Source organism: Microvirga sp. (assembly GCF_014699075.1).
Lineage (GTDB): Bacteria > Pseudomonadota > Alphaproteobacteria > Rhizobiales > Beijerinckiaceae > Microvirga.
Map to the genome: position 1 here is coordinate 530271 of NZ_JACXAB010000001.1, position 14530 is coordinate 544800.

13 protein-coding genes are annotated in these 14530 nt (G+C 62.0%); 6 read left to right on the forward strand and 7 right to left on the reverse strand.

The window, feature by feature from the left end:
• Positions 1-140 precede the first annotated feature (140 nt).
• From IC232_RS02690 to IC232_RS02710, 5 genes are all read right to left on the reverse strand, one after another.
• A complete protein-coding gene (locus IC232_RS02690; protein WP_190843335.1) occupies positions 141-431 on the reverse strand; it encodes a hypothetical protein in 291 nt (96 codons plus the stop codon).
• 71 nt (positions 432-502) lie between these two features.
• The gene (locus IC232_RS02695) at positions 503-964 is read right to left on the reverse strand and encodes a hypothetical protein (RefSeq protein ID WP_190843336.1); all 462 of its coding nucleotides are present in this window, start codon (positions 962-964) and stop codon (positions 503-505) included.
• A 159-nt stretch (positions 965-1123) separates the two neighbouring features.
• The gene (locus IC232_RS02700) at positions 1124-2668 is read right to left on the reverse strand and encodes a SpoVR family protein (protein WP_190843337.1); all 1545 of its coding nucleotides are present in this window, start codon (positions 2666-2668) and stop codon (positions 1124-1126) included.
• Positions 2665-3972 carry a YeaH/YhbH family protein gene (locus IC232_RS02705; RefSeq protein ID WP_190843338.1) on the reverse strand — a complete coding sequence of 436 codons (1308 nt, stop codon included), beginning with the start codon at positions 3970-3972 and terminating at the stop codon, positions 2665-2667. The genes IC232_RS02700 and IC232_RS02705 overlap by 4 nt, the downstream gene beginning before the upstream one ends.
• 29 nt (positions 3973-4001) lie before the next feature.
• Positions 4002-5948, reverse strand: coding sequence for a PrkA family serine protein kinase (locus IC232_RS02710; RefSeq protein WP_190843339.1), 1947 nt, complete (start codon positions 5946-5948; stop codon positions 4002-4004).
• A gap of 545 nt (positions 5949-6493) precedes the next feature.
• Here IC232_RS02710 and IC232_RS02715 point away from each other — a divergent pair.
• The 3 genes from IC232_RS02715 to IC232_RS02725 are packed head-to-tail and all read left to right on the forward strand — an operon-like array spanning position 6494 to position 10325.
• The gene (locus IC232_RS02715; RefSeq protein ID WP_190843340.1) at positions 6494-7558 is read left to right on the forward strand and encodes an NAD(P)-dependent alcohol dehydrogenase; all 1065 of its coding nucleotides are present in this window, start codon (positions 6494-6496) and stop codon (positions 7556-7558) included.
• A gap of 20 nt (positions 7559-7578) precedes the next feature.
• Positions 7579-9378 (forward strand): hypothetical protein, encoded by a 1800-nt coding sequence (locus IC232_RS02720; RefSeq protein WP_190843341.1) that lies wholly within the window; start codon positions 7579-7581, stop codon positions 9376-9378.
• A gap of 59 nt (positions 9379-9437) precedes the next feature.
• Positions 9438-10325 (forward strand): YihY/virulence factor BrkB family protein, encoded by an 888-nt coding sequence (locus tag IC232_RS02725; protein ID WP_190843342.1) that lies wholly within the window; start codon positions 9438-9440, stop codon positions 10323-10325.
• Between the two features lie 28 nt (positions 10326-10353).
• On the opposite strand, the gene IC232_RS02730 is transcribed toward IC232_RS02725, so the two are convergent.
• Positions 10354-12069, reverse strand: coding sequence for a catalase (locus IC232_RS02730; protein WP_190843343.1), 1716 nt, complete (start codon positions 12067-12069; stop codon positions 10354-10356).
• 232 nt (positions 12070-12301) lie between these two features.
• On the reverse strand, positions 12302-12601 hold the full coding sequence (locus IC232_RS02735; protein ID WP_190843344.1) for an HlyU family transcriptional regulator: 300 nt from the start codon (positions 12599-12601) through the stop codon (positions 12302-12304).
• A gap of 190 nt (positions 12602-12791) precedes the next feature.
• Between IC232_RS02735 and IC232_RS02740 the strand changes: the two genes are divergently transcribed.
• From IC232_RS02740 to IC232_RS02750, 3 genes are read left to right on the forward strand one after another with little or no spacing between them, the layout of a single operon-like run.
• Positions 12792-13145 (forward strand): DUF6152 family protein, encoded by a 354-nt coding sequence (locus IC232_RS02740; protein WP_190843345.1) that lies wholly within the window; start codon positions 12792-12794, stop codon positions 13143-13145.
• A 6-nt stretch (positions 13146-13151) separates the two neighbouring features.
• Positions 13152-13619 carry a hypothetical protein gene (locus IC232_RS02745; protein ID WP_190843346.1) on the forward strand — a complete coding sequence of 156 codons (468 nt, stop codon included), beginning with the start codon at positions 13152-13154 and terminating at the stop codon, positions 13617-13619.
• 46 nt (positions 13620-13665) lie between these two features.
• On the forward strand, positions 13666-14511 hold the full coding sequence (locus IC232_RS02750; protein ID WP_190843347.1) for a lytic transglycosylase domain-containing protein: 846 nt from the start codon (positions 13666-13668) through the stop codon (positions 14509-14511).
• The last annotated feature ends 19 nt before the right edge of the window (positions 14512-14530 follow it).

Genomic DNA, 14530 nt, shown 5'->3' on the forward strand with positions numbered 1-14530 from the left:
CGGCTTCCTCATCCTTGTGCGCAAGAGTGGAAATATCGCTGCTCGTGCCGTTCTCGTTCAGCAAGTGTGGCCCTCCACCATGATGTCCGAGCAAGTAGGGACCGGGGAGGAGACTTCAAGGCTTGGCTGTATGGCCATCATCAAGAGACGTTTTCGGAGTTCTTCTCCGCAACGTAGTCCCTGCGCGCGGCGCTGTCGGGCTCCACGTTTCTCTCAGCGCACCAGCGCGCGAAAGCCTCCGGTTCGATCAGGATGCGACTGACGTGAAGGCCAGCCTTGCGGCCGACAGTTTCGTTGTTCTCGGCAGCTGCAAGCCAGCTCTCATAGGTGGGCGCCAGATTGTGCCGGTCGGCCATCATCTCCCGGATGCGCTGGTAATCCTCACGCCGGTACCATGGGAGCCCAATCCGACGCGCCGGCTCATTCGCCATTCTTGTTGCCCCAATCTCGATCAGCCATCGAGCCCTCCCATTCGCGGAGGGCTCGAGGCTGCAGCATGTCCTCAGCTCAGCATATAGAGCACAGCGGGTGCCGCGGTCAGCAGCCCGGCTGCCGTCAATAACGTGAGTCGATGATCAGGGTTCGCGATGCGATGAACTTTTCGGGCGGTGGTCCCGGCCTCCATGCTCCAGCCGTTCATGCAGGAACAGAGGAGGCGGTGAGAGGCGCCCTCGGACAGCTCGAAGAACTCCATGGCGTCCCCGAGCGTATCGCCCCTCAAGCCTGCAGCGCGCAGGATCGGATCCTCGAAGGCAACCGTGATCGGCGACTCGTCCGACCTCAAATGCGGCCGCTTGTCTTTCGGAACGAACTCGATCTCTCCCAGAGACCTCAGGCGCCGCTTCGGCTGGCGCTCCAACACTTCGGCCCAGCGCTCAAGGCGCTCATGCCGGGACAGGAAACCTTGGGTGAACTCATGTACCTCAGCGACGCTACGCAGCTTCTCTACGGGCTTGTGTTCCATAGGTATTCTCCTGCAAGGGAGCCGACCCGAAATCCGGGCCGAGCCCAGGGAAACCTATGATCCCGCGAGTCCCTGGCTTTTTTGCGTCAAACGAGCGCTTCGTGCGGAAAAGTGGCCCCGGTTTCCCGCAAGAACGATGCGCTCTCGAAAAGCGGAGCATCAGAAGAGGGTTTCGTGCGGATGCGCCACATGTTCCTGGAAGATCGCCCCGGTGGCAGGCTCGACCTCCTTGAGCACAACCGCATAGCCCCAGAGATTAGCCACCATCTGTAGCACCCTCTGAGCGTCGTCCTTATGGAGCAGGGTCCGATTGAGCACATGGTGGTGAAGGATCAGGCGCCGGTCGCCGGCGAGATCGACGTCGATCACCTGGATGTCGGGATCGCTCCAGCCGACATCGTAGTGGCGCGACAGGGAGCGGCGCAGCCGGCGATAACCCCGCTCGTCATGAATGGCCTCGATCCTGAGCTCGGGCTGGTCAGGATCGTCCACCAGATGGAACATGCGCCACTGGCGCATCAGGTGCGGACTCAGGTACTGTGAGATGAAGCTCTCGTCGCGGTAGTTCGCCCACACATCGCGCAGGACCGCCATGGCGTCGCCGCTGCCGGCGATCTCGGGGAACCACTCCCGGTCCTCGGCCGTAGGCTTGGTGCAGATGCGCTCGATGTCCTGCATCATGCCGAACCCGAGGGCATACGGATTGATGCCGCCGTAATGCGGGTCGTCATACTCCGGCTGGCGCGTGACATTTGTGTGCGACTGCAGGAATTCGAGGAAGGCTCCGTCGCTGATCTGCCCCGTCTCGTGCAGGCGGGTCATGATGCGGTAATGGCAGTAGGTGGCGCAGCCCTCGTTCATCACCTTGGTCTGCCGCTGCGGATAGAAATACTGCGCGATCTGGCGGATGATGCGCAGGATCTCCCGCTGCCAAGGCTGAAGACGGGGCGCGGACTTTTCGAGGAAGTACAGGAGATTTTCCTGCGGGAGCTCCAGGAGGGCACGGCGGCGCTCGTCGCTCAGTTGCGGCTTTGCGGCAGCACCCTTTGTGGGCACCGTGCGCCAGAGGTCGTTGAAGGTCTGCTCCAAATGGAGATGCCGTTCCTTCTCCCGCCGCTCCTCAGAGCGCAAATCTGGACGCTTCTTGCGCGGATAGCGATGGACGCCATGGGACATCAGCGCATGAGCGGCATCGAGCACCCGCTCCACGGCGGCATGGCCGTAACGCTCCTCGCAACGGGTGATGTATCCCTTCGCGAATTCGAGATAGTCCAGGATCCCGTCCGCATCCGTCCATTCCTGGAAGAGATAGTTGTTCTTGAAGAAATGGTTGTGCCCGAAAGCCGCGTGGGCGATCACGAGCGTCTGCATCGTGGCCGAGTTCTCTTCCATGATGTAGGAGATGCACGGGTTCGAATTGATCACGATCTCATAGGCAAGGCCCATAAAGCCCTGGCGATAGCTTGCCTCATGGAGCGCGAAGCGCTTGCCGAAGGACCAGTGCTTGTAGAACAGCGGCATGCCGATGGATGCATAGGCATCGAGCATCTGCTCGGCGGTGATGACCTCGATCTGGTTCGGGTAGACATTGAGCCCCATCTCCCCGACGCCGATGGTCTCGATAGCATCGTGGATGCGCTGGATCAGGCTGAAATCCCAGTCGGCGCCCTGGAACAGAAGATTGTCGCGCTCCAACAGGCTCATGGCACCCTGGCTCCTGCCTCCGCGTCACGCCGGCGGAAGAGTTCGCGGAAAACGGGATAGATCTCGCGGCGATGGTTGACCTTGCGCATGGCAAGGTTGGCGCCCTGCTCCTGCAGCGTCTCGTAGGTTTGCCACAGTGACGTCTTGTGGTTGATGAAGCCGGTCTGCATCCGGTCGCTGTCGCTGCCGACCTCCAGATAGGCGTAGTACTGGCAGACGGGCAGGATGACGTCCCGCAGCAAGGCCGCGCTGGTGCTGCCGTCGTTGGGGGAGTTGTCGCCGTCGGAGGCCTGGGCCGCGTAGATGTTCCAGCTGTCCGGCGAGTAGCGCTCCTCCACGATCCGCTGCATTTCGCGTAACGCCGAGGACACCACCGTGCCGCCGGTCTCGGGGCTGTTGAAGAAGGTTTCCTCATCCACCTCCTTCGCTTCGTGGGTGTGGCGGATGAACACGATCTCCACATGCTTGTAGCGGCGCGTCAGGAAGATGTAGAGCAGCATGTAAAACCGCTTGGCGAGATCCTTCATGTGCTCCGTCATGGAGCCCGACACGTCCATGAGGCAGAACATCACCGCTTGCGCAACGGGCCGGGAAACCGGCTCGAAGCGGCGATAGCGCAGATCGAGCGGGTCGATATAAGGGAAGCGCTTGGTGCGCAGCTTCAGCTGCTCAAGCTCCTGCCGCAGCGCGGTGAGATGATCGGACGGGCCTTCCTGCTGCTCAAGCCGCTCGATCTCTTGCTCAAGGCGCAACAAATCCTCGGGCTTGGGGCGCCGCATGGCAATGCGGCGCGACAGGGCGTTCCGCATGGAGCGCAGCAGAGCCAGGTTCACCGGGGATCCGGTGACCGTGTATCCGGCCCTCCGCATGCCTTGCGTTTCGACCGTTGCAACCCGCCGCTTGGCAAGGTCGGGGAGTTCGAGATCATCGAGAAACAGGTCGAGGAACTCGTCGCGGGTCAAGGCGAAGCGGAAATCGTCCTCACCCTCGCCATTATCACCGCCGGCCGAGCTGCCGCCACCGCCACCGGGCGGGCGGTCGATCGTATCACCTTCGATGAAGCGCTTGTTGCCGGGCAGGATGTGATCGTTCACGCCACCTTCGCCGGAGCGCCGGAAACTGGGCTCGCGAACACCATCGGCTGGGATCGTGACTTCCCCTCCCCGTTCGAGATCGGTGATGTCCCGGTCTCCCGCGGTCTGGCGCACGGCCCTCTGAATCTGCGCCTTGGCGCGGCGAAGGAAGCGTTGGCGGTTCGCCAGACTCTTGCCCCCTGGGTTGAGGCGCCGGTCGATGATGTACATAGGAACGCCTGATCTGCCTCCGCTTTCTGTCAGCCCGCCTGCTTCACCCGCATGTACCACTCCACGAGACGCCGGACCTGACGCTCGGTGTAGCCACGCTCCATCATCCTTGCCACGAACTCCCCGTGCTTCTTCTCCGTCTCGCCATCCTTCTTGGACCCGAAGCTGATTACCGGCAGGAGTTCCTCCACCTGGGAGAACATCCGGCGTTCGATCACGTCGCGGATTTTCTCGTAACTGGTCCAGGAGGGGTTTCGGCCGTTGTTGCCGGCCCGCGCCCGGAGCGAGAACTTCACCACCTCGTTGCGGAAGTCCTTCGGATTGGCGATGCCTGCCGGCTTCTCGACCTTGGTCAGCTCCTGGTTCAGGAGCTCACGGTTGAGAAGCTGGCCAGTATCAGGATCCTTGAAGTCCTGGTCCTCAATCCATGCATCCGCATAGGACACGTAGCGGTCGAACAGGTTCTGGCCGTAATCGTGGTAGGATTCGAGATAGGCCTTCTGGATTTCGTGGCCGATAAAGTCGGCATAGCGAGGCGCAAGCTCCGCCTTGATGAACTCCAGATAGCGCCGCTCCACATCTTGCGGCAGCTGCTCGCGCCGCAAGGATTGTTCGAGCACGTACATCAGGTGCACCGGATCGGCCGCAACCTCGATGGTGTCATGGTTGAAGGTGGCAGACAGAACCTTGAAGGCGAAGCGGGTCGAGATCCCGTCCATGCCCTCGTCGACACCGGCCGAGTCCTTGTACTCCTGCAGGCTGCGGGCGCGCGGATCGACCTCGCGCAGGCTCTCGCCGTCATAAACCCGCATCTTCGAGTAGAAGTTGGAGTTCTCGTGCGCCCGCAGACGCGACAGTACGGAGAACCGCGCCAGCATCTCCAGGGTGGCCGGCGCACAGGGAGCGCCCGCAAGTTCCGACCCGCGGATCAGCTTGTCGTAGATCTTCTGCTCCTCCGTGACCCGCAGGCAATAGGGCACCTTGATCACGTAGATGCGGTCGATGAACGCCTCGTTGTTCTTGTTGGTGCGGAAAGTCTGCCATTCCGCCTCGTTCGAGTGGGCCAGGATGATGCCCGTGAACGGAATGGAGCCGATATTCTCCGTGCCGACATAATTCCCCTCCTGCGTGGCGGTGAGCAGGGGGTGAAGCATCTTGATCGGCGCCTTGAACATCTCGACGAATTCGAGGATGCCCTGGTTCGCCCGGTTGAGGCCGCCGGAATAGCTGTAGGCGTCAGGATCGTTCTGGGAGAGCGTCTCGAGCTTCCGGATATCGACCTTTCCGACCAGGGACGAGATATCCTGATTGTTCTCGTCACCCGGTTCCGTCTTGGCGACACCGATCTGCCGCATCCGGGACGGGTTGATCTTGACCACCCGGAACTTGGAGATGTCGCCCTTGAACTCGTCCAGGCGCTTGATGGCCCAAGGGCTGAGCAGGTTCGTCAGTCGCCGCCGGGGGATGCCGTAGCGCTCCTCTAGCGCATCTCCCATCTGCTCCGGATCGAACAGTGCGAGCGGGCTCTCGAAGACCGGGCTGATCTCGTCGCCGGCCTTCAGAATATAGATGGGGTTGACCTCCATCAGGGCCTTGAGCCGCTCGGCCAGGGAGGACTTGCCGCCGCCGACCGGGCCCAGCAGGTAGAGGATCTGCTTGCGCTCTTCCAGCCCTTGGGCCGCGTGACGGAAGAAGCTGACGATCATTTCGATCGTCTCTTCCATGCCGTAGAATTCGGAAAAAGCCGGGTAGACCCGGATGGTGCGGTTCATGAAGATGCGGCCGAGCCGCGTATCCTTCGAGGTATCGACGAGCTGAGGCTCGCCGATGGCCGCCAGGATGCGCTCTGGAGCGCTTGCATACATCATGGGATCGGTGCGGCACCCTTCCAGGTATTCCGCCAGGGACATCTCCGCCTCGCGGCGGGTCTCATAGGCCTTCAAGAAACTCGAGAACAGGTCGTCGGAATGAAGCATGGCGCCACCGAAATCCAATCCCTCTCAGAGACAACTATTGTGCACCGCTAAGGTTGCCCAGACCATGCGATACTGTGATGCGGCCAAATGGTGCGGCATAGCCCTTTCGTTGTGGCGGCTGATGAACAAGTCGCAGCAGATCGGGCATTCCTCGGGTCCGTCTATGCGACTTGGAATTTCGCCCGCCCTGACAAACAGCGTCGCGGATTGCGGGCGGGACGGCAAGTTAAAGTTTCTCATCAGCAGCCCATTTTGGTGTGCCGCATTGCCGCCCGTAAAATCATGAACTCACGTTTCCTCGAGCAAGCACAAGCTCTTATCTAAGATGTGGAGAGAGCCAGCGAAGAAGCCAGACACAAGCGATTCAATTGCCCGTGACCATGTGGAAAAGGCTGGTTCCGCTGCAATGCAGCAAAAGCGTCGTCTCCAATCGGACAAACTTCGCTCGCCTCCATTGACGGCGGGTCGATCGAACCTATCGTCTGTAGCGCTTGAATAGCCAGCGGGCTTACCCCTTCAGCTCGCTCCATCCGGAGAACTTTCCTGTGATCAAAGCTTTCGGCTACGCTGCCCAGGATGCGTCCACGCTACTTTCCCCCTTTAGCTTCGAGCGCCGGGAGCCGGGTGAGCGCGACCTTCAGATCGACATCCTCTTTTGCGGCGTCTGCCATTCCGACCTGCATACAGTCAGGGAGGAATGGGGTGGCACGCTCTATCCCTGCGTTCCAGGTCACGAAATCGTGGGCCGTGTCGCCCGTGTCGGCTCAGGGGTGCAGAAGTTCAAGGCAGGCGATATTGTCGGCGTCGGTTGCATGGTCGACTCCTGCCGCACCTGCCGTTCGTGCCGCGAGGGACTGGAGCAATACTGCGAGGTTGGCTTCACCGGCACCTATAACGGGCCGGAACAGGGGACCGGCGCCAATACCTATGGCGGCTATTCCGACTCTGTCGTCGTCGATGAGAGCTTTGTCCTGCGCGTGCCGGAGGGTCTCGATCCGGCGGCTGCGGCGCCTCTCCTGTGCGCCGGCATCACCACGTTCTCGCCCCTGCGCCGCTGGCGCGTTCAGGCCGGACAGAAGGTGGGTGTGGTGGGCCTCGGCGGCCTTGGCCACATGGCCGTAAAGCTCGCTCGGGCCATGGGCGCGCATGTGGTGCTCTTCACCACGTCTCCCAACAAACGCGAGGATGCCTTGAAGCTGGGCGCCCACGAAGTGGTCGTCTCCAAGGACCGTGACGCCATGAAGGCGCACCGCAACAGCTTCGACTTCATCCTCGACACGGTCGCGGCCCCGCACGATCTCGACAGCTATCTCGTGCTGCTCGCGCGTGACGGCGCCATGGTGCTCGTGGGCGCGCCAGCCGAGCCGCATCCGGCCACCACGGTGTTCAACCTGATCATGAAGCGGCGCCAGCTCGCCGGCTCTCTGATCGGCGGGATCGCGGAGACGCAGGAAATGCTCGACTTCTGCGCCCAGCACGGGATCACCGCCGAGATTGAGATCATCCCGATCCAAAAGATCAACGAGGCCTATGAGCGGATGCTGAAGAGCGACGTCAAATACCGCTTCGTGATCGACATGGCCTCGCTGAAGCAGGAGGCCGCCGCTTAAAGCCCGGCAGGCAGCCTCCGATGCTGGTCTACGGCGATATCGAGAGGACCGAGACGGTTGGAGCCAAGCAGGCCTTCGTCACGAACCTCCTATCGGAGGCCTTCACCATGCCGCCCGGCATCGCGCGGCATGGGGTTCTCGTCACCGCGTTCATCGGCGCGAGCGAACTCGTCCAAGGCCTCATCGATGCGGAGTTTCACGAACGCGGCTTCGACGCCCGCAGCGCGGACCACGCGGCAGGGATGGAATGCCTTTCCATCCTCGCCCAAGCCGTCAAAGAATCTTGGCGCAGCAGTTTCGGGGCGCTTTCTCCGCTGCACCCTGCCTTCTTCGAGAAGCTCCACGGATTCGATCCGTCGCGAACCATTCGGACCAAGCAGGCGGAAGGCTATGCCTTCTATGCCCTCTACCCGGAAAGCTACCTGGAAGCAGCGAGGGCTTCGGGGTTGGGTCTGGATACCCAGGTCATTGGCATCCGCAGCATCGGAGCAGGCCTGAGCGCCCTCGTGGCGGCAGAACTGGGTGCTCCCGCTCCCATTACCCTGCGCCCCGTCGGCCACCCGTTCGGACGCGAAGTGAGGGTCGATCCAGACCTGACGAAGAGCCTTACATCTGAGAGCCGAAAAACCTTCGCGATCGTTGACGAGGGTCCAGGCCTGTCCGGCAGCTCTTTCGGGGCGGTGGCCGATTGGCTGGAGGAGGCCGGGATCTCGCGGGACCAGATCCACTTCTTCCCGAGCCATGGTGGTGCGCTCGGGCCACAGGCCAGCGTAAGGCACCAAGCACGGTGGAGCTCCGCTCCGCGCCACCTCGCCACCATGGACGACCTCCTGCTGCGCGGGGCGCCTGTTCAACACCTTGAGAGCTGGGTGGAAGACCTCCTGGGGCCTTTGGATCAACCTCTGGAGGAGATCTCGGGAGGAGCTTGGCGATCCCGGCGCTACCCGGACGAAGGCTCATGGCCATCGGCCAACATCCAGCAGGAACGGCGCAAGTTTCTCGCGCGGGCGAACGGCACAGCGTGGCTGGTCAAATTTGCGGGTCTGGGTGAGACTGGCGCACAGAAGTTCCAGATGGCCCGCCAGCTTCACGAGGCAGGTTTCACGCCGGAACCGGCCGCCTGCCGCCACGGCTTCATCGTGGAGCGTTGGCACGAGGGTCTGGATAGCCTCGATTGCGCCCGCATCAGCCGTGAGAGCCTCGTCGATCAGGTCGGCGCCTATCTGGCCTTCCGCGCCCGGCATTTCCCGGAAGCCGAGGATCAAGGGGCCTCTCTCGACGCGCTGCGCCAGATGGCAATCTACAATACCGGCCAAGCCCTGGGAGAGGACGTTGCTGCGGCCCTGGAGCAATCCCTGGCAGACCCGAGCATCATCGAGCACAAAGTGCGCCGGATCTGCACCGACAATCGTCTACATGCCTGGGAATGGCTCGTTTCAAGCGACAGGCTGATCAAGACGGATGCGCTCGATCACAGCGCCGCTCACGATCTCGTCGGCCACCAGGACGTGAGCTGGGACATTGCGGGCGCGATCATCGAATTGGACCTCTCGGAAGCCGAAGCCACGCGGCTCTGTCGGATCGTCGGACAGGAGAGCGGCCGTCGGGTCGATCAAGCCCTGCTCGCCTTCATGCTGCCCTGCTATCTCGCGTTTCAGCTGGGTGCCCACCTCATGGCCGCGGGATCGTTGGGAGAAGGGCCGGAGACCATCCGTCTGCGCCAAGCGGGCGACCGCTACGGCCGCCGCATCCACGATCACGTGAACCGATCAGGCAGTCCTGAACCTTCGCAGGAACAAGAGGAAGTGCCGGCCAGTTAACCGCCAAGGCAACACACTTGCGAGGCCGGACCGATCCGTCCGGCAGGATCGGTTCTTGCATGCTCTCCGAAACGTGGCAGCTCTTGAAGGTGGCATTCGCAGGCTGGTGGAACGACCGCGCCATGAGTCTCGGCGCCTCCATCGCCTTCTTCACCGTTTTCTCGCTGGCACCGATGCTGCTTGCCGCCATTGCGGTCGCGGGCCTCGCTTTCGGCCGGGAGGCGGCGCAGGGCGCCATTGTGGCCGAACTTGGCGGCATGATCGGCACCAACGAGGCCTCGGCGCTCGAGGCGATGATTGCCAGCGCCAGCAATGTCGGCTCCGGCATCGTCGGCATGACGATCGGGATCTTCACCTTTCTGCTCCTGGTGACCGGGGCCGTCGTCGAGCTCCAAGACAACCTGAACATCATCTGGAAGGCGAAACCACCGGCGAGCTATGGAGTCATGAGTTTCGTCCGTACCAGGCTGATCAGTCTCGCGCTGGTTCTGGGCATCGGCTTCCTGCTTCTCGTCTCCCTAGTCATCGATACGGGCGTGACGGCTGTCGGATCATACCTTGAGGCGAATTTTTCAGGTGCGACGATCATCCTGCGTTTCCTCAACAGCCTTGTGGCCTTTGCCGTCGCCACGCTCCTGTTCGCGATGATCTTCAAGCTGCTGCCGTCCGTCGACCTCCAGTGGAGCGACGTCTGGACCGGCTCCCTCGTGACCGCGCTCCTGTTCACCCTCGGCAAGTTTCTGATCGGCTACTATCTCGGCAAGAGCAACGTCGCCTCGAGCTATGGAGCCGCCGCCTCGATCATCACGATCCTGCTGTGGATCTATTATTCGTCCCTGATCCTGCTGTTCGGTGCGGAGTTCACCAAAGCCTATGCCGAGAACCGGGGCAGCCGGCAGGGTCGCAGAACCGCAGAGCCAGAAAACAGAATGGGCCAGGAAGCCTGACCCATTCCGTCTTAGATCTTCTTGAGGACTATTCGGCAGCCTCCTTCGTGGCGGGCGCGGTCGGAACATCGCGCATACCGCCCAGGACTTCTTCGGCGGAAGCCTTGTAGTTCTTCACAGAACTCGTCCACTGTCCCCAGACCGTCGGGTCGATTGTGTCGCCGTTCTTGCCCAGCTTCTGGAGACGGCGCTTGTCCTCATCGGTCAGCACCTGTTTCGGCAGCGGCTGGAGATTGCGTACTTCATCCGCCGTAATGCCGAGCATCTGACCGACCTGGGTGCCGTAATCGTCGTGGACGAGCAGCAGGTGCCAGACCATCCGTTCCTGCACGTCGCGCTCGCACTGGCCGAGCAGCGTGCCGAGGTTGAGGACGAGGTCGTCACGCTCCCAATCCATCATGGTGCAGTAGCGGCCCCGCGCCTGGACATAATCGTTGCGCCGCTCAAGGACGCTGCGCGTCAGGCGTCCGCGGATTTCGGGCGCATTGTTCGGCTCCTCGCGAGGCGCCTCATGCAGTCCATTATGGATCGACGGCTCGTAGTTCACATGCGGGTTCTGCCCCGGCGCCAGATCGCGGCGGTAGGACATCTGCCCGCCGTTCAGGTTGGTGGAAACTTTCGCGTTCTTGGCCTGGTTCACCGGCAGCTGCAGGTAGTTGGTGCCGACACGGTAGCGCTGGGTGTCGGAATAGGAGAATGTCCGCCCCACCAGCATCTTGTCATCGGAGAAGTCGAGCCCATCCACGAGAACGCCCGTGCCCATGGCGATCTGCTCGTTCTCGTTGAAGTGATCCTGGACATTGCGGTTGAGCGTCATGACGCCCACGTGGCGCAGCGGGAAATCCTTTTCGGGCCAGATTTTGGTGTCGTCGAGCGGGTCCCAGTCCAGCTCAGGATGGTCGTGATCCTCCATGATCTGAACATACATGTCCCATTGCGGGTGCTCGCCCCGCTCGATGGCCTCATAGAGATCCTTGGAGGCGGAGCCGAGATCCTGACCCTGCACCTTGGCGGCTTCTTCCGCCGTCAGGCTCGCCAAGCCGCAGCGCGGATGGAAGTGGTACTTCACCAGTACGGTGTCGCCCTGGGCATTGACCATCTTGTAGGTGTTGACCCCGAAGCCTTCCATGTGCCGGTAGCTCGCCGGAATGCCGCGCGGGCTGAACAGATGCGTCAGCATGTGCATGGATTCCGGGGTCTGACTCATGAAGTCGAAGATCCGGTTCGGCTCCTGGCGGAACGTGATCGGGTCGGGCTTTAGGGAGTGGATGACATCCGGGAACTTGATGGCATCGCGGATGAAGAAAACGGCCAGGTTGTTACCGACCAAGTCCCAGTTGCCGTCCTCGGTGTAGAACTTCACGGCGAAGCCGCGCGGGTCGCGGGCGGTCTCGGAGGAGTCGCGGCCACCGATCACGGTCGAGAAGCGGATGGCGAGCGGCGTCTTCTTGCCGGCCTCCTGGAACAGCTTGGCTCGGGTGTATTTGGAGGCGGGCTCGTCGCCGATCTTGCCGGTGACCTCCAGTTCGCCGTAGCAGACGAAACCACGGGCATGGACAACACGCTCAGGGATCCGCTCACGGTCGAAATGGGTGATCTTCTCAAGGAACTGATAGTTCTCCAGCGTGGCCGGGCCGCGGCTTCCAACGGTGCGCTGGGACTGGTTGTTGGTGATCGGATGGCCCTGCCGGTTAGTCAGGACCTGATCCGGCGTTCCCGACGGTGCTTTGGGGCTCTTATCCATGACTCTCTCCCTTTGAGTGAACGGTTATTGGAACGCCCCCCGAGGGACCCTAAAAGGCCAGCGGTGATCAATACCAATCGATATTTCTATGAGTTCTGATCAGATTATCTGACTGAATATCCCAGGGTGCGCTGCCGCATGCTCGCGGAGGCAACATCCAGAATCGGCATTGGTTTCGCCCCAGATGCAGGTGGTGCGCCGGAAAAGTTCGAAGCTCGTCGTTCTTTATCACTCAGCCGAAAATTCTATCACCCTGCTCGTCGATGATTTGCTTGCCCTTGGTGATCGCGAAGGCGGTGGCGTCATCCTTGCTTGGATGCGTCTCAGCGCGCACGAACCGGTGCTCCCTCACCCCGTTTTCGGAATCCTTCTCGATGATCCCCGCCGTCTGGTATCCGCCCTTGGCCGAGTACGGCGCCGGACGAATGCGGAAGCCTTTGTACTCGATGGCCTCGGCGGCTGGCTCCTCGCGGCCGCTCGTGCCGCCTCCGCCTGCAAAGCGGTTCCAGAGGTCTTTCAGGATCGAGGGCATGACTGAACTCAAGCTGTGATGATTCGCGACGGGAAGCATAATCGGGCTTCGGCGGAGGAGCGAATCGTGCCCTCTCCCTTCACGATCCCATGATCGGGCTTCGCCCCTCTGCATCGGCACCTTGACGGCATATGCCATACAATCAACTCTGGCGTGGGACGCGCTGTCGGGGATGCGGGAGGCCATGATCATGAAATACCCTCTGTTCGGATTGTTCTTCTCAGGTGCTCTTCTGACAGGCGGCATCGCCGTCGCCCATCATGGCTGGGGGAGCTACGACGCGGGCCGGCTTGTTTCGGTTACGAGCAATATCCAGCAGGCCAATTGGGAGAACCCCCATGTGACCGTGGTGGTGACCCACGAGAACAAGAATTGGGATGCTGTGCTGGCGCCGCCCTTCCGCATGAGCGCGAGGGGCCTGAATCCGGACATGCTCAAGCCCGGAACGTCGGTCAGGCTTGAAGGCTACCCTTCTACCCGTACGGATACCGAATTGAGGGCCGAGCGCATCATCGTGGGCGGCACGACCTACGAGCTGCGCTAGCACCTCATGTATCTGGATCTGCTCGCGGCTCTGGAAGGCTCCTGGCTCGGCCACGCAGGGCGCCACTCCGCATGGCTTTATACGGCCGCGAACCTGCTGCATGTGCTCGGCGCCGCTTTCGTGGTCGGCGGCATCGCCGTCTTCGACCTGAAGGTGCTGGCTGAACATGGCAAACATGCCTGGCAGGTGGGGCGCTATGCCATTCCCCTCGCGGCTACGGGCCTCCTCGTGCAGATCCCGACGGGCGTGCTTCTCCTCGCCGTGGAGGCCCGTGCGCTTGGGACCAATCCTGCCTTCTATGTGAAGCTCGCGTTCATCGCGCTCGGCCTCATCAATGTCGCACTGTTTCATGCCCGCTTCGGAGCGGCCCTGCGCGCCGGCTTCCTCCCCCCGGAAGCCCGCACCTATGCTCTCGTGTCGCTCCTCGCCTGGGTCGTCACGCTCTTGGCAGGGCGCATGATTGCCTATCTGTAGCTTGGCACAATCTGTTGTCACACGGCCCCGTTCAACCGAGGTATCCATGCGCTTGCAGCTGGCGCTTTGCGGAATCCTTCTTTGCTGCAGCGCAGTCTCCGCCAATGCTCAATCGTCCGGCGAAACAGTCGAGCAGGCGCTATGCCGCCTGATCGAAGGCTCTGCACGGGCTCAAAAAATTCCGCGCGACCTGCTCACCAAGCTGATCTGGCAGGAAAGCTCCTTCCGCCCGAACGTCGTCAGCCCGGCGGGAGCGCAGGGCATCGCGCAGTTCATGCCTGGCACGGCCAAGGAGCGTGGACTGGCCGATCCCTTCGATCCCGAGCAGGCGATCCCAAAAGCTGCAGAATTCATCGCGCATCTTGCGGAGCAATTCGGCAACCTGGGATTGGCCGCCGCTGCCTATAACGGGGGCCCCGCTCGGGTCGCCTCCTGGATGGCCGGTCGAGGGGGATTACCAGCCGAGACCCAGAACTACGTGATCGCCGTCACGGGCAGGTCGGCGGAGGAATGGGCCTCGGATGCAAGAGACAGGAAGGACGCAGGCCAGGAGGCATCCAGCACCGAACCACAGACATGCCTGCAGATCGTCGCCACCCTGCGGGTGCCCGGCCGTGGCGACACGATCGAGGCTCCCTTCGCTCCCTGGGGCGTTCAGCTTGCCGGCAATTTCTCGAAGGACAAAGCGCTCGCAAGCTTCAAGCGTGCGAGCGGGGCTTATGCATCCCTGATCAAGGACGCGCGGCCGATGATCATCGGCACGCGCCTGCGCTACCGCGGAACCAGAACGTTCTATCGCGTGCGCGCGCCTGCCGAAACACGCCAGGCAGCCGAGCAGCTGTGCCGCGACATCCGCACGGCGGGAGGCAGTTGCGTCGTGCTGCCGAGCTAAAGAAAAAGCCCCCGATGTT